19 protein-coding genes are annotated in these 17,859 nt (G+C 33.4%); 18 read left to right on the forward strand and 1 reads right to left on the reverse strand.

Going from position 1 to position 17,859, the window contains the following annotated elements; translation table 11 throughout:
• Window positions 1-14 precede the first annotated feature (14 nt).
• On the forward strand, window positions 15-1,250 hold the full coding sequence (locus DFR57_RS13685; protein ID WP_114353776.1) for a Glu/Leu/Phe/Val family dehydrogenase: 1,236 nt from the start codon (window positions 15-17) through the stop codon (window positions 1,248-1,250).
• A 24-nt stretch (window positions 1,251-1,274) separates the two neighbouring features.
• Complete coding sequence (locus DFR57_RS13690; protein ID WP_114353777.1) at window positions 1,275-2,246, forward strand: YpdA family putative bacillithiol disulfide reductase; 972 nt, start codon at window positions 1,275-1,277, stop codon at window positions 2,244-2,246.
• 120 nt (window positions 2,247-2,366) lie between these two features.
• Here the strand turns inward: DFR57_RS13690 and DFR57_RS13695 are convergent, their stop codons facing one another.
• The gene (locus DFR57_RS13695) at window positions 2,367-3,329 is read right to left on the reverse strand and encodes an asparaginase (RefSeq protein WP_114353778.1); all 963 of its coding nucleotides are present in this window, start codon (window positions 3,327-3,329) and stop codon (window positions 2,367-2,369) included.
• Between the two features lie 79 nt (window positions 3,330-3,408).
• Here DFR57_RS13695 and prsW point away from each other — a divergent pair, with 79 nt between their 5' ends.
• The 16 genes from prsW to spoIVA all read left to right on the forward strand — a co-directional run bounded on the left by prsW (window position 3,409) and on the right by spoIVA (window position 17,556).
• On the forward strand, window positions 3,409-4,077 hold the full coding sequence (gene prsW / locus DFR57_RS13700) for a glutamic-type intramembrane protease PrsW (RefSeq protein ID WP_114353779.1): 669 nt from the start codon (window positions 3,409-3,411) through the stop codon (window positions 4,075-4,077).
• Between the two features lie 249 nt (window positions 4,078-4,326).
• Window positions 4,327-5,199 (forward strand): spore cortex-lytic enzyme, encoded by an 873-nt coding sequence (gene sleB, locus DFR57_RS13705; RefSeq protein ID WP_245937481.1) that lies wholly within the window; start codon window positions 4,327-4,329, stop codon window positions 5,197-5,199.
• A gap of 14 nt (window positions 5,200-5,213) precedes the next feature.
• The gene (gene ypeB, locus DFR57_RS13710) at window positions 5,214-6,545 is read left to right on the forward strand and encodes a germination protein YpeB (RefSeq protein ID WP_114353781.1); all 1,332 of its coding nucleotides are present in this window, start codon (window positions 5,214-5,216) and stop codon (window positions 6,543-6,545) included.
• Window positions 6,546-6,646: 101 nt separating this feature from the next.
• On the forward strand, window positions 6,647-7,306 hold the full coding sequence (locus DFR57_RS13715; RefSeq protein ID WP_170132987.1) for a flagellar brake protein: 660 nt from the start codon (window positions 6,647-6,649) through the stop codon (window positions 7,304-7,306).
• Between the two features lie 84 nt (window positions 7,307-7,390).
• On the forward strand, window positions 7,391-8,068 hold the full coding sequence (gene cmk, locus DFR57_RS13720; RefSeq protein WP_114353862.1) for a (d)CMP kinase: 678 nt from the start codon (window positions 7,391-7,393) through the stop codon (window positions 8,066-8,068).
• Between the two features lie 7 nt (window positions 8,069-8,075).
• Window positions 8,076-8,660, forward strand: a complete 585-nt coding sequence (locus tag DFR57_RS13725; protein ID WP_114353783.1) for a lysophospholipid acyltransferase family protein — start codon at window positions 8,076-8,078, stop codon at window positions 8,658-8,660.
• A 97-nt stretch (window positions 8,661-8,757) separates the two neighbouring features.
• A complete protein-coding gene (gene rpsA / locus DFR57_RS13730) occupies window positions 8,758-9,897 on the forward strand; it encodes a 30S ribosomal protein S1 (protein ID WP_114353784.1) in 1,140 nt (379 codons plus the stop codon).
• A 235-nt stretch (window positions 9,898-10,132) separates the two neighbouring features.
• Window positions 10,133-10,708: a YphA family membrane protein gene (locus tag DFR57_RS18670; protein ID WP_425450973.1), complete on the forward strand. Its 576-nt coding sequence runs from the start codon at window positions 10,133-10,135 to the stop codon at window positions 10,706-10,708.
• Between the two features lie 13 nt (window positions 10,709-10,721).
• Window positions 10,722-11,609, forward strand: coding sequence for a YIEGIA family protein (locus DFR57_RS13740; RefSeq protein WP_114353786.1), 888 nt, complete (start codon window positions 10,722-10,724; stop codon window positions 11,607-11,609).
• Between the two features lie 18 nt (window positions 11,610-11,627).
• The gene (locus DFR57_RS13745; RefSeq protein WP_114353787.1) at window positions 11,628-11,813 is read left to right on the forward strand and encodes a capping complex subunit for YIEGIA; all 186 of its coding nucleotides are present in this window, start codon (window positions 11,628-11,630) and stop codon (window positions 11,811-11,813) included.
• A 127-nt stretch (window positions 11,814-11,940) separates the two neighbouring features.
• On the forward strand, window positions 11,941-13,251 hold the full coding sequence (der, locus tag DFR57_RS13750; protein WP_114353788.1) for a ribosome biogenesis GTPase Der: 1,311 nt from the start codon (window positions 11,941-11,943) through the stop codon (window positions 13,249-13,251).
• Between the two features lie 13 nt (window positions 13,252-13,264).
• A complete protein-coding gene (locus DFR57_RS13755; RefSeq protein ID WP_114353789.1) occupies window positions 13,265-14,305 on the forward strand; it encodes an NAD(P)H-dependent glycerol-3-phosphate dehydrogenase in 1,041 nt (346 codons plus the stop codon).
• A gap of 58 nt (window positions 14,306-14,363) precedes the next feature.
• On the forward strand, window positions 14,364-14,624 hold the full coding sequence (locus tag DFR57_RS13760) for a stage VI sporulation protein F (RefSeq protein WP_114353790.1): 261 nt from the start codon (window positions 14,364-14,366) through the stop codon (window positions 14,622-14,624).
• A 273-nt stretch (window positions 14,625-14,897) separates the two neighbouring features.
• Window positions 14,898-15,098 (forward strand): DUF2768 domain-containing protein, encoded by a 201-nt coding sequence (locus DFR57_RS13765; protein ID WP_114353791.1) that lies wholly within the window; start codon window positions 14,898-14,900, stop codon window positions 15,096-15,098.
• 22 nt (window positions 15,099-15,120) lie between these two features.
• The gene (locus tag DFR57_RS13770; RefSeq protein WP_114353792.1) at window positions 15,121-15,840 is read left to right on the forward strand and encodes a DUF3939 domain-containing protein; all 720 of its coding nucleotides are present in this window, start codon (window positions 15,121-15,123) and stop codon (window positions 15,838-15,840) included.
• A gap of 237 nt (window positions 15,841-16,077) precedes the next feature.
• Entirely contained in the window at window positions 16,078-17,556 is a 1,479-nt protein-coding gene (gene spoIVA / locus DFR57_RS13775; protein WP_114353793.1) for a stage IV sporulation protein A, read from the forward strand.
• Window positions 17,557-17,859: the final 303 nt, after the last annotated feature.

The raw sequence follows: 17,859 nt of genomic DNA on the forward strand, positions 1-17,859 counted from the left end.
GGGGGAGACAATTAATGAAGAACTTATATACTTCTGTTACAGATATGATTGAAACCTCATTACTTAAATTAGGCTATAAAAATGATGTTTACCACCTATTAAAAGAACCAAATCGTATACTAAAGGTGAGAATACCTGTTAAAATGGACGATGGTTCAACGAAATACTTTCAAGGTTTTCGTGTACAGCATAACGATGTATTTGGTATTACCCATGGAAATGTGCACTTTAACCAACATATTACAGAAGAAGATATCTACGCTTATTCCATCATACGTAGTATAAAGTCGAGTATTTTAAATTTACCAGTAGGCGGTTCAAGTGGCGGAATTATTTGTGACTTAAGGCAATTATCTTTTAGAGAATTAGAAAATTTGAGTAGGGGATACATACGGGCGATTCATCACTTAATCGGGCCTCAAGTTGACGTTCCAACATCTGATGCAAAAGTTGATCAACAGATAATGGCTTGGATGTTAGATGAATATAGCAGGATAAATACTGGAGTTAATCCAGGATTTATGACAGGTAAACCACTTGTTTTAGGAGGACTTCCTGGTAAAGAAATTGCCCAAATAAAAAGCGTTCAATATGTTATGGAAAAAAGCTTGGAATACTACGAGAAAAAGCTTAAAGAAACTAAGATAGTAATTCAAGGTTTTGGAGAGATGGGAAGTCAATTAGCAGATAGTTTATATTCATCAGGTGCGACTATAATAGGAATTACAGATGCTTATGGATGCATTTATGACGAAGAGGGCATAAATATACCTGAAATATTAAACAGAAAAGATAGCTTTGGTTCTGTAACGCGTACCTTTCCAAAGGTCTTACCAGTTGAGGAATGTTATGAGCTAGAATGTGATGTCTTCTTTTTAACTGCATCAAATGAAGCTTTAACAGCAGAAAACGCAAAAAAGATGAAGGCACAAATAGTAATGGAAACCATACCATTTACAATAGAAAAAGAAGCAAACAATTATTTAAAAGAGAATAACGTAGTCGTTTTACCAGAAATTATAACTACCTTAGGTGGTGTCATTCATTCTTATTTAGAATGGAGACAGTATCAACAAGCGACACACTATACCATAAAAGAAATTGAAGACAATTTCCATAAAATGATCGATAAAAGCTTGCAGGATGCATTCAGCATGAAAGATAAAAAACAAACTGATATGGTAAATGCATCGTACATGACAGGTTTAAACAAATTAGCTGAAGCAGCTAGGTTCAGAGGTTGGATTTAATAAATGAATGAAGGAGATTGACACATGAAAGAAGATATTATAATTATTGGTGCAGGACCTTGTGGTATGTCTTGTGCTATTGAACTTCAAAAGGTTGGATTTAATCCACTCATAATTGAAAAAGGAAATATTGTGGATTCTATTTATCATTATCCGACCCATCAAACATTTTTTAGTTCCAGCGATCGCTTAGAAATTGGGGATGTTGCTTTTGTTACCGAAAAACAAAAGCCTGTAAGAAATCAAGCATTAGCTTACTACAGAGCTGTAGCAGAAAGAAAGAACTTAAGAATAAACAGTTTTGAAAAAGTAAATAAAATAAGAAAAGAAAACGATATATTTTATTTGGAATCGATATGTAATGACGGTGCAAAGAATTCATACCAAGCAAAACATGTTGTGATTGCTACTGGCTATTATGGACAACCTAACACAATGGGGATTAAGGGTGAAGATCTAGAAAAAGTTTCGCATTATTTTAAAGAAGCCCATCCATATTATAAAAAGGATGTCGTAATTATTGGAGGTAAAAATTCTGCTGTTGATGCAGCAATCGAATTGCATAAAGCTCGAGCTAATGTAACAGTATTATATCGAGGAAGTAGATATTCTCCAAGTGTTAAACCGTGGATTTTACCTGAATTTGAATCACTAGTAAGAAATGAAAAGGTGATATGTGAATTTAATGCAGAAATGGTAGAAATTAAAGAAAAAGAGGTTGTCTATCGTAAAAAAAATGAACTCATTTCGATTGATAATGACTTTGTTTTTGCTATGACGGGTTATCGACCTGATCAGAGTTTTCTTGAAAATGCAGGAGTTACTATTGATCCTGAGTCAGGAAAACCAACCTTTAATGAGAATACAATGGAAACAAACGTAAAAGGCATTTTTATTGCGGGTGTTATTGCAGCTGGTTATGACAATAATGAAATTTTTATTGAAAATGGAAGATTTCATGGTGGTCTAATAGCTAATTCAATAAAACCATCATAAGAGCAAGTCATTTAATTCGAGCCCTAAAAGTGAGTGTAAATACTCATTTTTAGGGCTCAGTACATTTAATGAATTGACTTGCTCTTTTTTTATTTTAGTTGAAAGATAAAATATTGATTACTAAATTTCATGTGAAAACGTTTCGCTAATTTCGCTTAAATTCATCCCATTTTCTAAAGCTAATAATAGCTTTATACGTGCTTTGGGGCCATTTAAGTGGTTTGAAAAAATAACTCCATCTCGCTTTAATTGTTTACCTCCACCAGTGTAATCATAATTTGGCTCTACCACTCCCTTAAAACACCTCGAAACAAAAACGATAGGAATATTGTGTTTGAGGAACCGGTTTAAAGAAAGAACCATATTGGGAGGTATATTTCCTTGTCCAAATGCTTCAAAAATAATTCCATCAATTTTCTCAATAGGTAGTTGATCTAATAAAAAGCCTTGCATTCCAGTATAAGCTTTTAATAATAAAACTTCTTTCTTTAATTTCTCTATCTCAAATCTGAATTGTCTTGGAGTAAACTGATAGAAATAAATATCTTCTTTTGTAATGATACCAATTGGTCCAAATGGTGGACTTTGAAAAGTAGCAACATTACTTGTAGAAGTTTTTGTAACGAATTTAGCTGTATGAATTTCATCATTCATTACGATAAGCGTACCTCGATTTTGTGCATCTTTAGAAGATGCCACACGAAGTGCCGCAATATAATTAAGAAACCCATCATAGCCAATCTCATTACTTGAGCGCATTGCCCCTGTAATTACTACAGGTATATTATGTTTAACGGTTAAGTCAAGAAAATATGCCGTTTCTTCCAATGTATCTGTACCGTGCGTGACAACCACGCCCTTGTAACTTGATTGATCTAAAACCTTATTTATATGTTTCGATATTTGAAGCATATGGTTTGTAGTAATATGCGGCGATGGTAAATTAAACATAATAGTTTCATCTAAATCATATTCTTTTGATGCTTCTAATAGTGGATGGTGTTCGGAAGTTGTAATACCTTTATCTATATCCTCTTGCATAGATATCGTTCCACCAGTATGGATAACCAAAATTTTTTCCATTAAATTCACCTGCTTTTCATTCTATTTTTATCCATTTAATGATACGATGAAATTATGTAAATGAAAAGAGAGGGTTCCCATGATTGCATTATTTTCCGCTGGTTTAGCTCCAGCAATTGCGTTATTATCTTTCTTTTATCTAACAGATAAATTTGAATTAGAGCCACTTCATGCAATACTGAGAGCTTTCTTATACGGGGCCTTATTAGTATTTCCAATTATGTTTATTCAGTTTGCATTTTTAGAAGAAGGATTCGCTGAAACACCTTTTATAAAGTCGTATTTATTGTATGGGTTCTTAGAAGAGTTTTTTAAATGGTTTATTTTTATGTTTGGTGTTTATACCTACACTAAATTTGATACAGTATACGATGGAATTGTCTATGCCGTAGCAATTAGTTTAGGTTTTGCCTCTGTAGAAAATATTTTGTATCTAATTGCACACGGGATTGAAGTCGCCTTCACACGAGCTATTTTTCCAGTTTCATCACATGCATTGTTTGGTGTGATCATGGGCTATTATTTAGGAAAGTCTAAGTTTAATAAAAAGAAAAGGTTATATTTTTTAGTTGTTGCTTTATTTCTTCCCATAGTATTACATGGTACGTATGATTTTATTCTCGAAGCTATACCAAAGGGTTATGCATACGCCCTAGTACCGTTTATGATAGGTTTATGGGGATATGGATTAATAAAGACTAAAAATGCGAATCAACTATACCATAAACAAATAGAAGCAAAGCTATAAAAGCCACTAGACATTCTAGTGGTTTTTTTATGCTTAAAATCCTCAACAAATTATTGGGGTGTTAACGTTTAAAGATAAAATTGAAGTCCTTAAAATAAGAGTATGAATTTTTATTTTTTTATGATTTTCAACATCTTAATCATCTTTGCCTGATTAAAATCATGTATAAAATTATCATCTAATTACAAAATATAATTAATATCAATATTTGTAATTAGGAGGGATTAAATGAGAAATAAAATCTTACTAATGATTTGCTTATTAATGATCATAAGCTTAACGCCAGATATAACGCCAAAGTATTATGGTTTTAGTGATCAAGTAATCCAACAAGGGGCTACAGGAGAGGATGTTATTGAACTTCAGGCTCGGCTACAATATCTAGGGTTTTACAATGGAAAAATTGATGGGGTATTTGGATGGGGAACATATTGGGCCCTCAGAAATTTTCAGTATGAATTTGGTTTAGAGATTGATGGTTTAGGTGGGCAAACAACAAAACAAAAGCTCGTAGCTGCCAGTAATTATGATAAAGGATTTGTACATGAACAGATCGAAAAAGGTAATAAATTCACGCATTATGGTGGAAAAGATTTAAATCAACAAAAGAAAGAGAGTCCTCCTCCAACTCAAGATAAAGATACACAAAACAATGAAACAAACAATCAACAAACAGCACCTGAAAAGAAACAATCAGAAGAACAAAATACGGAAGATAAAAAGAATCAAGATCCAAACCAAACAGCAGTAAACATGCCAGAGGGATTTTCTCAGAACGATTTAACGTTAATGGCAAATGCAGTTCACGGTGAAGCACGTGGGGAATCTTATGAAGGGAAAGTGGCAGTTGCCGCTGTCATTTTAAATAGAGTTGAGAGTGCAACTTTTCCAAACACAGTATCTGGGGTAATCTTTGAGCCACGTGCCTTTACAGCAGTGGCAGATGGTCAAATATGGTTAACACCCGATGAATCAGCCAAAAGAGCCGTTCTCGATGCAGTTAATGGTTGGGATCCGACCGGAGAAGCAATTTACTATTTTAATCCCAATACAGCAACATCAGGATGGATATGGTCAAGGCCACAAATCAAACAAATTGGTAAACATGTTTTTTGCATGTAAAAGGAGGTAGGCACATGTTTAGGTGGATTTCAATCATCTTATTATCAGTTGGAATATTAGCCGTTGCTTTTTGGGGCTATGAAGAACATCAAGAAAAAAATGCAATACTTATCCAAGCAGAAAATAATTATCAGCGTTCATTTCATGGTTTAACCTATCATGTTGATTTATTACACGATAAAATCGGAGCAACCCTTGCGATGAATTCACAACAACAACTCTCACCACAATTAGCTGAAATTTGGAGATTAACTTCTGAAGCAATGAATGAAGTTGGGCAATTACCTCTCGCTTTGTTACCATTTAATAAAACAGAAGAGTTTTTAGCCGATATGGGTGATTTTAGTTATCAAACTGCAATTAGAGACTTAGATAGTGAACCGCTATCAGAAAAAGAAACAAAGAAATTAGAAAAGCTTTATCAATCTGCTGGTGAAATTGAAAGTGAACTGAGAAAGGTACAACACCTTGTATTAAAGGATAACTTGAGATGGATGGATGTTCAGCTTGCCATTGCAAATGAAGATGAGCAAATGGATAATACGATTATAGATGGATTTAAAACTGTAGAAAAAACAGTAGAAAGCTTCTCAGAAGGTAGTCCACATAATAGTTTAACTTCAATTAGTAATAATGAAGATAGATATAGCTTTCACAATGAACCTATAATTAAAAAAGAAGAGGCAGAAGCTATTTCAAGAAATCATTTTGATATAAATGATTCGGATGAAATAACTTTAGTAACATCTGGAAAAGGCGCTCAGTTCCCGTTCTACAGTGCTTCTTATCACGATGAAGAAAAAGAAGGTTATCTTGATATTTCTGCAAATGGAGGCCATTTACTTACTTTAATGATCAATCGCGAAATTAAAGAACCTAAAATTGGACTCAACGAGGCAATGAATAAAGCATCAAAATACCTCGAAAATAAAAAATTCCCGAATATGAGTGTAATGGAAAGTAACCAATATGATCGCATTGGAGTCTTTCATTTTGTAACACAAGAAGACGATAAATATATCTATCCTGAGGCCATACAGGTTAAAGTAGCATTAGATAACGGAGAAATTATTGGTGTATCCGCAAAGGATTATTATCAAAATAAAAAAAGTAGAAAAGAAATAAAGCCGGCAATTTCATTAGAGGAAGCTCAGAAGAAAGTAAATAAGAATTTAGATATTAAAACAAATCATCTAGCGATTATTGATAATCAATTAGGAGAAGAAGTATTTGTTTACGGATTTATTGGTACGCTAGGGGATGATACCTACAAAATTTTTATTAATGCCGAGAATGGACAAGAAGAAAATGTGGTAAAATTAAAACAATCCGAGACGAAATATTAATAAAAAAGATGAGGAAATAGTATTAGGACTTTTCCTCATCCTTTTTTTTTGCGATAATATAAATATGGCTAGCTGAAATGAGAATGGGAGAGAATAAAACATTGATTAAAATAGGCACATCTATTCAGTTGGAGCGTCAACATGAAGAAACAGGGGAAAAAGAACACTACCGAAGTAGAATAATTGAGATTGAAGAAGATAAGCTTTATATTGATTATCCCATAAATATAAAAACAGATAGAACAAATATCTTTCCAAAAGGAACACCTTTCTTCATAAGCTTGATTGGCAAAGATGAATCTGTATACACATTTATGACCGAGATTATGGGTAAAAAACATAACAAAGTTCCGATGCTCATTCTTGATTTTAAGGATAAAGAATTAACAAGGATACAAAGAAGGGCATATGTTCGAGTTCCGGCATCTCTAGATATAGCGATTCACTCTGAAAATCAAGCATTTTTACCTTTTACTAGTCTTACCCAAGATATAAGTGGTGGTGGCTTATCTGTATTAGTGGATAAAAAATTTGAAAGTGACCAGAAAGAACCATTGCAGTTAATGGTAGTTTTACCGATGGATAATACTTTTCACTATTTAAAAATCAAAGGCGAAGTAGTCAGAGTTCATTTGAAGGAAAACTCTGTTAAAAATACACTTTCGGTCAAATTTCTAGATATTCAAGATCGAGATAGACAACTAATTGTTAGATACTGCTATTTATTGCAATTAAAAGAGAGACGAAAAGGCATTCGATAATAATTGTGGTACAGTATCTATTATGATAACCATATGTTATTATTTCCACGTGGTTTAAATCGAAAGAAGGGAAGATTAATAATGATAGAAAAAGATATTGCTATTGCCATTGATGGTCCGGCTGCAGCTGGAAAGAGTACTGTGGCAAAAAATGTTGCTGATGACTTGCATTACATTTATATAGATACTGGAGCGATGTATCGTTCCCTAACATATGAAGTAATAAAGCAAGGTGTATCTACTTCTAAAGAAGAAGAAGTTTTACAAGTATTACTAAATACAGAAATAATGCTACATAATGAAAATAACCAACAAGTTGTAACAGTGAATAACGAAAATATAACCGAAGAAATTCGAAAGGAAGAGGTTACTAATGCTGTTTCTGAGATTGCCTCCTTTCCATCAGTTCGAATAGAAATGGTAAAGCGCCAGCAAAAACTTGCTCTAATGCGCGGAGTTGTGATGGACGGACGTGATATAGGTACACATGTTATTCCTGATGCAGAAGTAAAAGTCTTTTTAATCGCTTCTGTTGAAGAAAGAGCACAAAGAAGACATAAAGAAAATAAGGAGAAAGGCTTTCCATCCGACTTAGAGGCTATAAAGCGAGATATCGCTCTTCGAGACAAAATGGATAGTGAGAGACAAACATCTCCTTTAAAAAAAGCGGAAGATGCGATTGAAATTGATACTACTTCGATGACGATTAATGATGTCACGAAACAAATTTTAAATTTAGTTCAAGCGTATAAGGAGGCATGAAAGTAACATGAATATATATAAATTTGCAAGATTTGTTGTTGCTGTAATTTTCAAGCCTTTATATCGCGTTAAAGTAGAAGGAGCGGATAATATACCAAGTAAAGGTCCTGTAATTATCTGTTCCAATCATATATCTAATTTAGATCCACCAATTGTTGGTATTACCAACCCTAGAAATATTTATTTTATGGCCAAAGAAGAATTGTTCGAGAAGAAATTTCTTAAAATTTTACTAAACAGTATTCAAGCTTTTCCAATTAAAAGAGGAATGCGTGATCGCAATGCATTAAGAAAGGGTTTAAAAGTTCTCAATGATGGTCACGCCCTTGGACTTTTTCCTGAAGGAACTAGAAGTAAAACTGGAGAAATAGGAAGAGGTCTTGCTGGTGCTGGCTTTTTTGCTTTGAGATCGGATGCCGTAGTCATTCCTTGCGCTATTGTAGGTGATTACACGAGAAAAACTAAACTTAGAGTAGTTTATGGTAAAGCCATACCAATGGATAATTTAAGAAGAGAAAAAAAGTCACCTCAAGAGGTAACAGATGTAATAATGGAAGAGATTAAAAAAATTAAAGAAAATGCGCTCATATAAAGTTTATAACTTGACAAATTGTCTCAAATGTTAGAAGTTAGAAAAAAGCACATAATTTTATATTTTTTTGTGTTGGAATCTGAAGGAGGTCTTTGTCATGGATGAAATGAACAATGAAATTTCAGAATTTAAGGAGCTTTCTGTTGGTGATATAGTTACCGGGAAAGTAGTAAAAGTGGAAGAAAAGCAAGCGTTAGTAGATATTGGGTACAAGGTTGAGGGTATTGTTCCAATTAGTGAATTATCCGCGCTTCGCATCGAACTCGTTACCGATGTATTAAATGAAGGTGACGAAGTAGAATTAAAAGTAAAAAAAATTGAAGATGAAGAAATTATTCTATCAAAAAAGGCAATAGAAGCTGATAAAGCATGGGATGATTTAAAACAAAAATATGAAGATCAAGAAACATTTGAGGCTGAAGTGAAAGATGTAGTTAAAGGTGGATTAGTTGTCGATTTAGGATTACGCGGCTTTATTCCAGCATCTCTTGTGGAAGCACATTATGTTGAGGATTTTTCTGAGTACAAAGGTTCAAAATTAACTCTGAAAATAGTGGAGTTAGATCAGGAACAAAATAGAGTAATATTATCTCATAAAGCAGTCATAGAAGAAGAACAATCTTCGAAAAAGCAATCTTTATTCGAAACTTTAGAGGTTGGCGAATTAATACATGGTAAAGTACAACGTATAACAGACTTTGGCGCATTTGTGGATATTGGAGGAGTTGATGGGCTTGTCCATATCTCTCAGCTATCCCATACACATGTGGAGAAAGCATCTGACGTTGTAGCAGAAGGTGATGAAATTCCGGTAAAAGTTTTAGGAATAGATGTAGAAAATGAGAGAGTTTCACTTTCTTATAAACAAACTCAACCTGGTCCTTGGGATGGTATTCTAGATAAAATTAATCAAGGTGACGTTGTAGAAGGAACAGTAAAAAGATTGGTTAATTTCGGAGCATTTGTGGAAGTATTACCTGGAGTAGAAGGGCTTGTGCATATTTCACAGATTTCTACTGAACATATCGGAACACCTCAAGAAGTGCTAGAAGTCGGTCAAAAAGTAACAGTGAAAGTTCTTGATGTCAGTGAAAAAGAGCAGCGAATTTCACTTAGCATTCGAGAGATTGAAGCGGAAAAAAACAAAGCTGAAATGAAACAATACGAAGCAGATGAAGATCATTCTGGCTTTCAACTCGGAGACATGATTGGGAACAAATTAGATAAATATAAATAAACCTTTTAGAAGCATAACTTAATGTTATGCTTCTTTTTTTACGTTAAAAATATATATACGAATTACGATTAAGATGCTGCACAAATAAATTTAGTAAATATAAAAAGAACCGAATCTTTAAAATAAATGTATTTTGCTATTTTCCACAATATATAATTTTTCCATAAAAACATCTACGTTTAATTAACCGAAAAATTGCCATACTAGATAATGGGTGATGACTATGATCGCAGAAATGGGCCATATATGGATAGCTTGGATCCTATGGATTGTGCTATCTTTTTTACTGCCTAAAAAGAGAGAATATCAATTTTTTTCTTGGCATTTATTATGGATACTAAATTTAATAAGTTTTGATTTCTCATTTTATGGGATACAAGTTAATGCAACACTTTTTTATATGATTCTTATAAGTATGATTTATTTAGCTAGTCAACCTATAAGATACACTCAATTTTTTTATATTTTATTTTGTGTTATAGGATTAACTGCCATACAAATCTGGCTTTTAATAAGTCCTATTTGGATATGGTTAATTCCAGCATTCAGTCTCTCCTTCTGTTATTGTGTTTTTATTTGTTTAATCGTTAAAAGTCTTCAAGAAAGAGTCTATTTATTTTTATTTGTAGCTTCCATTAGTGAACTATTTTTCCATTTTATATTAATTTCGTATCAAATTAGTGGAAAGATGGCTGATACTTCTTTTCTAAACTATGTTTTTCTTACAATAGGCTATTTCTTCATCTTACATAGTTGGAAATATATATCCAATCAAATTTCTGTTCTTACAACCAGATTATTAAATACTTAAAAGGGGTGAGGTAATGAATGAATATTCTTTTCCAATTTTATTTGGCGTAGTAGTTGGAACTATTGCGAGAATAATAATGCTAAGAACCGATTACAGGCAATATCCCACATACCTCCATGGAAAAATCATTCATGTAGCTCTTGGCTTTATAGCTGCAAGTTTAGGAGCAGTTGCAGTTCCTGCGATTATGGAAAAAGAATTTACCGCAGTTACCTTTCTAACGATTGCTGCATCACAATTTAGAGAGGTTCGGAATATGGAAAGAAATACATTAACTGAACTAGATCGCTACGAATTAGTCCCAAGAGGTAATACATACATTGAAGGGATAGCTATCGCATTTGAAAGCAGGAATTATTTAGTGATTTTCACATCTTTCTTAGCTACTTTTGCTTACTTAGTGTTAAATATTTATTTTGCTGTCTTTATAACTTTAGGATGCTTTATAATCATTAATCGGCTAATGAGTGGATCAACTTTAAAGGAATTAGTAACAATAGAATATAGTCAGATCCATTTTGAAAAGGCTGGGCTTTATGTAGATAATATTTACATAATGAATATCGGTTTACCAGAAAGGCAAAAAGAAATAATGGAATACGGAATGGGATTTGTATTAACTCCTATTAATTTTGATGTAAGGTCTACTATCGCAAACCTTGGCCAGCGTCAGGCTATATTACATGATACTTCTGTTTCTTTAGGTGTATTTCGTGATTCAGGCACACCTGCTTTAGTTCCCTTAATCAAAAGAGATTTAAATGATGGCCGGATTGGTGTTTTTTTACTCCCACAAAACCAAGATGTTAATCGAGCTATCGAAGTGATTGGATCAGTTCCCGTATTAGAAAATGCCATTAGAATGCCTTCAGAATCAAAAAATAAAAATAAAAACGAATAACTTAAGGAGTTTTGAGTTATGGAAATCTCAAAAATGATTTTAGCAATCATTACTACTAATTCGAATAAAACTATTGGCGGAGCCCCAACCTTTATATGTGAAAACACGGAAGAAATGGAAAGAACAGCGGCTAATCTAGAAGCAATTCTAGATGGAATTGCTCATGGCTTAAGTAAAGAAATGTATATAATTGTGAAACATTAAAACAATCAATATTGTATCCGTGGATTAGTTTTGCTAAAATAAGAAAGTTAAGGAGACTTAAATAAAAAACCAATCACTTTTATTTTATGATGATCGTACCATTGGTAAAAAGAAAGGAAGTGCCTTCATGAGAAAATCAATAGTTGCTATAGTTGGAAGGCCTAACGTTGGAAAATCAACAATTTTTAATCGGTTAGTTGGAGAAAGAATTTCTATTGTGGAAGATATTCCAGGAGTTACAAGAGATCGAATTTATGCAGAGGCTGAGTGGCTAAATACTCCATTTAATATTATTGATACTGGAGGAATTGAGCTTGGCGATGAGCCTTTGTTAGTCCAAATGCGTGAACAGGCAGAAGTTGCTATTCATGAATCGGACGTTATAATCTTTATGGTTAACGGAAGAGAAGGGATCACAGCTGCTGATGAGGAAGTTGCAAAGTTACTATATAAATCAAATAAACCAATTGTTTTAGCAGTTAATAAGATTGATAATCCGAACATGAAAGAACAAATATATGAATTTTATTCACTTGGATTTGGAGAACCCTTCCCTATTTCAGGTACTCATAGTTTAGGTTTAGGAGATCTTCTAGATGATGTGGTCAAACACTTTCCTAATCGTGAACAAGAGGATAAAGATGAAGATACTATCTATTTTAGTTTAATAGGCAGACCTAATGTTGGAAAATCCTCCTTAGTTAATGCGCTTCTTAATGAAGAACGTGTTATCGTGAGTAATATTGCAGGAACTACTCGTGACGCAATTGATACGCCTTTTAAAAGCGGTGATCAAGATTTTGTTATTATTGATACTGCTGGTATGCGTAAACGGGGTAAGATTTATGAGAAAACAGAAAAATATAGTATTTTACGTGCTTTAAAAGCGATAGAGCGATCAGACGTCGTGCTTACTTTAATCGATGCAGAAGAAGGTATTATAGAACAAGATAAAAAAATTGCTGGTTATGCTCATGAGGCTGGAAAAGCAGTTATTATCGTTGTAAACAAATGGGATACCATTAACCAGCATGATAAAGCTATTAAAGAATTCGAAGAACAAATTCGAGCACATTTCTTATTTTTAGATTACGCTCCCATTGTTTTTCTTTCAGCACAAACAAGAAAAAGAATTCATACCTTAATTCCACAGGTTATTACGGCGAGTGAAAATCATGTCAAACGAATTGAAACTAATATTTTAAATGACGTTATTATGGATGCACTAGCTGTTAATCCTGCACCAAGTAAGCATGGTAAAAAGCTGAAAGTATTATATGCTACACAAGTTTCTGTAAAACCACCAACTTTTGTTGTTTTTGTTAATGACCCAGAACTTATGCATTTTTCTTATGTTCGTTTCTTAGAAAATAAAATTAGAGAAGCATTTGGTTTTGAAGGGACTCCAATAAAAATATTTCCTAGAAAACGAAATTAAAGGAGTAGAGATAATGACAAAAATTGCAGTATTAGGAGCGGGAAGCTGGGGAACAGCGCTTGCTATGGTTTTAGCAGATAATGGACATGAAGTACGACTATGGACACATAACAAAGAGCAAGCAGCTGATATTAATGCTACGAATCAAAATCGAAGATATTTACCCGAAGTTACCTTGCCTAAGGATTTAATAGCCTATGATGATATGAAAAAGGCGGTTGAAGATGTTACGGCAATTGTATTAGTTGTACCTTCAAAAGCAACTCGGGAAATTTGCGAAAAATTAAATAAGGTAGTAAGTAAACCGGTTATTTTCATTCATGGAGCAAAAGGAATTGAACCCGATACCTTTTATCGTGTATCAGTAATTATGGAAAAAACCTTAGATAAACATATTTCAAATGGAATTGTAGCACTGTCAGGACCTAGTCATGCTGAAGAAGTAAGTAAAAGACATCCTACAACTGTGACTGTATCCTCTAATGTAATCGAACATGCAGAGCATGCACAAGATTTATTTATCAATAAAAATTTTAGAGTTTACACTAGTCCTGATCTTATTGGTGTCGAGTTAGGTGGAGCCTTAAAGAACATTATTGCGCTTGGAGCGGGTATTTCTGATGGCTTAGGTTATGGTGATAATGCAAAGGCTGCTTTAATAACACGTGGCCTTGCAGAAATAACTAGATTAGGTGCTCGCATGGGAGCAAATCCTCTTACATTTATTGGACTTACAGGTGTAGGTGATTTAATTGTAACGTGTACAAGTGTTCATAGTAGAAATTGGAAAGCTGGTCACATGCTCGGTCAAGGTGCTAAATTAGATGATGTATTAGAAAGCATGGGAATGGTTGTTGAGGGCGTAAGAACAACAAAAGCAGCTTTTCAATTAGCTATTTTACAAAAGGTCGAAATGCCTATTACCGCTGGATTATATGATGTTTTATTCGAAAATAAAGATCCCAAAGAAGTTGTTGACCAACTAATGAGCCGTGTTCGAAGACATGAAATGGAAGATTTGTCTTCCATTATGGAAGATATCTATAAAGGTTAACCGTTTTATGCCTCTTTGCATAATATGAAAGGAATTCATATGGCAAGGAGGTTGAACATTGGTAGATTCTAAAAACAAGCTTTTTGATCAAATTGAAAAGAACTCTAACGTTTCTTCTGCGGAAATTGTTAAAATTGCACAGTCTTTGCAACATGCAAATTTCAAGGATGAACGTGTCGTTCGAAATTTAGTCCGTAATTTGGCAAATCTAGCGGGGAAACCAGTTTCACAAGCAAAAGAAGATAAAATTGTAGAAACAATCGTAAATAACAAAATGCCAACTGATTTACAAACTTTGCAAAAATTAATGAAAGGCTAACCGTATTTTAGGCATATGATTAGCCAAAACTACTTGCTTTTGCATACACTAAATCGCACAATGAATCCATTTAGGGCCCCGACGGGTACTATTTAGTCAAAATGAGGTAGAATGCCCCTTCTACCTCTTTATTATTTTCATGTTTAAAGAAAAATGCCTAAAAAGATATTTGCTACACCTTCCTATGACCTTAGTTAAAATAAATGGGCAAGGTTTATTTCGTATGATATAATACTGTAGCACTATTTAAATCAATAGAAAGGGTGTCATATCATGTCACCAGCTTTACTTAAAATGTATATATCTTTTGCGGGAATAATAGCACTTTTCTTAGCTGTGGGTTTAATTATGTTAAGTCGATATAAATTAAATGGATTCATCTCTAAAATAGTAGCATTTCTTGCTTATCTATTTTTGCTTGTAGGTGGTTTAATAATTACATACGTAGTCCTAAGTGGACCAACGCCAGAGTAATGTAAGGGGGAAAACAAAATTAATGAAGATGAAAATACTTATTTTTAGTATCATGTTAGTTTTTCTAACTGGATGTATGTATCCTAACCAAAATAGAGTAGAAAATCAGACATCAAATGACGTTGAACTTGAAATGGTGCAGCAAGCAATAGATCAATACGTAGAAGATAAAAGTGGACTTGTTCCTATCGTTACTAAAGATAATGATACACCAATATACCAAAAATATATCATTGATTTTAGTAAATTAAAACAAGAAAATTATATTCAAAATACACCCTCGTCTGCCTTTGAAAATGGCGGCGTTTATCAATATGTTTTGATTACTCCAGAAGAAGATCCAACAGTCAGAGTATTGGATCTTAGAGTCACCGAAGAATTAAGAAGCACTCAACATCGTGTTAACATATATCGTGAAGAAAATACGTATCCCCCTTTTGGTGAAAAAGTTACTAGTAAATTATATACCCTAGACTACTCTAAAATAAATTTAGATCACGAAGTTTATGTGAAAAGTCCATATTCTACTAATAATTTGCCTATTCTGGTTGACGTAGAAGGGAATCTAGTTATTGATTATCGATTGGACCTTTACGAAGCACTTCAGTCTTTTGACCATAATTATCAAGAAGGAGATAATATATTACCAATATTAACTGATAATTATCCATTTGTACCAGCATACACAGTTACTTATACTGTAGAGGATGGGGAACCCGTTTTTAGCTCAGAATTTCAATAAGCATATACAAAAAGAAGTCCATTAATTTCAACAATGGACTTCTTTTCTTGTTTTATAAGAATATACATCCATTAGTAAGTATTTATTGTCTTACTTGAAAATCTTGTTTTATGGTGAAGTATTTATTATTTTAAAAATTTTTATCTTTATTAGCATAATCCAATAGGACAACATCATAGAATGAAATGGAAAAGTAAATGGTGTTTATTTATGGGTATGATCGGGAGGGGATTATTTTTGGAAAAGGTAGATATCTTTAAGGATATTTCTAAAAGGACAAACGGTGATATTTATTTAGGAGTAGTTGGTGCAGTCAGAACCGGTAAATCAACTTTTATAAAGAAGTTCATGGAAAGAATTGTTTTACCAAATATTAAAGAAGAAGTTGATCGAACAAGGGCACAGGATGAACTTCCTCAAAGTGCTGCAGGGAAAACCATTATGACAACAGAGCCAAAATTTGTACCGAATCATGCTGTTGCACTACAAGTAGAGGATGGATTAGAAGTCAATGTCCGTTTAGTAGATTGTGTAGGGTATACGGTAAGTAGCGCGCAAGGTTTTGAAGATGAAAATGGGCCGAGAATGATTCATACACCATGGTATGAAGACCCAATCCCATTCCATGATGCTGCAGAGATCGGTACAAGAAAAGTAATTCAAGAGCACTCAACAATGGGCATTGTTGTCACTACTGATGGCAGTATCGGAGAAATACCAAGAGAAGATTATGTAGATGCTGAAAAAAGAGTAATAGAAGAGTTAAAAGAAGTAGGTAAACCCTTTATCATGGTACTAAATACCGTTCAGCCATATCATCCAGATACAGAGTTGCTAAGACAAGAATTAAATGAAGCTTATGATATCCCGGTATTAGCAATGAGTGTAGAAAGCATGTCTGAAATTGATGTTCACAATGTATTAAGAGAAGTTCTTTATGAATTTCCTGTTGTAGAGGTTAATGTTAACCTTCCAAGCTGGGTAATGGTTTTAGATAAGGAACATTGGTTAAGAGAAGAATTCCAACATGCTATTGAACAAACAATGAAAGATATTAAAAGACTACGAGATGTCGATGCCGTTATTACAAACTTCAACGAGTATGATTATATTGAGCAAGCAAAATTATCTGGATTAAAAACCGGAGAAGGCATTGTATCTATTGATCTCGAGGCACCTAATGAATTATATGATCATGTACTAAAAGAAATTGTTGGAGAAGAAATAAGAGGAAAAGATCATTTATTAGAAATAATGCAGAGCTTCTCCATCGCGAAAAAAGAATATGATCAATATAGTGAAGCTTTAAATATGGTGAAACAAACAGGCTATGGGATAGCTTCTCCGCGTCTTGAAGATTTAAGATTAGAGGAGCCACAAATTATAAGACAAGGTTCGCGATTTGGAGTTAAATTAAAAGCCGTCGCTCCTTCTGTACACATGATAAGAGTAGAAGTGGAATCAGAATTCTCTCCAATTATTGGTACAGAAAAACAAAGCGAAGAGTTAGTACGTTACTTAATGCAAGATTTTGAAGAGGATCCATTATCGATTTGGAAGTCTGATATATTTGGAAGATCATTAAGTTCGATCGTGCGCGAAGGAATTCAAGGGAAATTATCACTAATGCCAGAAAATGCTAGATATAAATTAAAAGATACATTAGAAAAAATAATAAATGAGGGCTCCGGAGGATTGATTACCATTATTCTCTGACCTTTAAATTACTAGAAGCGTAGCTAACTGTTGCGCTTTTTTTATTTTTGCGATAAGCTATACAAATCAAATATTTTCCGTCTAACAACCTTGATATATCAAGGTTGTAAACCCTTGCACTTCATTTATTCTTATGATAGTATGCTTATAAATTCAAGATTTACCAATTGTTAGTTAAACTTTTTTAATAAAATAAGAGGATAATTGTTGAAATTAGACGAAAACTCAGTTATTATAAGCCTTGTCATCAAACATTTGGTGACATTTAGGTATAAAAAATAAGATTTATGTGAACAAATGGTT

Source organism: Saliterribacillus persicus (genome assembly GCF_003337485.1).
GTDB lineage: Bacteria > Bacillota > Bacilli > Bacillales > Amphibacillaceae > Saliterribacillus > Saliterribacillus persicus.

What these genes read in the sequence shown, in the direction of transcription:
- DFR57_RS13770 (WP_114353792.1), top strand. Translation starts at nt 15,121, where the DNA reads ATGAAGATGAAAATACTTATTTTTAGTATCATGTTAGTTTTTCTAACT.
- DFR57_RS13745 (WP_114353787.1), top strand. Translation starts at nt 11,628, where the DNA reads ATGGAAATCTCAAAAATGATTTTAGCAATCATTACTACTAATTCGAAT.
- DFR57_RS13765 (WP_114353791.1), top strand. Translation starts at nt 14,898, where the DNA reads ATGTCACCAGCTTTACTTAAAATGTATATATCTTTTGCGGGAATAATA.
- DFR57_RS13695 (WP_114353778.1), bottom strand. Translation starts at nt 3,329, where the DNA reads ATGGAAAAAATTTTGGTTATCCATACTGGTGGAACGATATCTATGCAA.
- DFR57_RS13685 (WP_114353776.1), top strand. Translation starts at nt 15, where the DNA reads ATGAAGAACTTATATACTTCTGTTACAGATATGATTGAAACCTCATTA.
- DFR57_RS18670 (WP_425450973.1), top strand. Translation starts at nt 10,133, where the DNA reads ATGGGCCATATATGGATAGCTTGGATCCTATGGATTGTGCTATCTTTT.
- der (WP_114353788.1), top strand. Translation starts at nt 11,941, where the DNA reads ATGAGAAAATCAATAGTTGCTATAGTTGGAAGGCCTAACGTTGGAAAA.
- prsW (WP_114353779.1), top strand. Translation starts at nt 3,409, where the DNA reads ATGATTGCATTATTTTCCGCTGGTTTAGCTCCAGCAATTGCGTTATTA.
- DFR57_RS13755 (WP_114353789.1), top strand. Translation starts at nt 13,265, where the DNA reads ATGACAAAAATTGCAGTATTAGGAGCGGGAAGCTGGGGAACAGCGCTT.
- ypeB (WP_114353781.1), top strand. Translation starts at nt 5,214, where the DNA reads ATGTTTAGGTGGATTTCAATCATCTTATTATCAGTTGGAATATTAGCC.
- DFR57_RS13725 (WP_114353783.1), top strand. Translation starts at nt 8,076, where the DNA reads ATGAATATATATAAATTTGCAAGATTTGTTGTTGCTGTAATTTTCAAG.
- sleB (WP_245937481.1), top strand. Translation starts at nt 4,327, where the DNA reads ATGATTTGCTTATTAATGATCATAAGCTTAACGCCAGATATAACGCCA.
- DFR57_RS13690 (WP_114353777.1), top strand. Translation starts at nt 1,275, where the DNA reads ATGAAAGAAGATATTATAATTATTGGTGCAGGACCTTGTGGTATGTCT.
- rpsA (WP_114353784.1), top strand. Translation starts at nt 8,758, where the DNA reads ATGGATGAAATGAACAATGAAATTTCAGAATTTAAGGAGCTTTCTGTT.
- DFR57_RS13740 (WP_114353786.1), top strand. Translation starts at nt 10,722, where the DNA reads ATGAATGAATATTCTTTTCCAATTTTATTTGGCGTAGTAGTTGGAACT.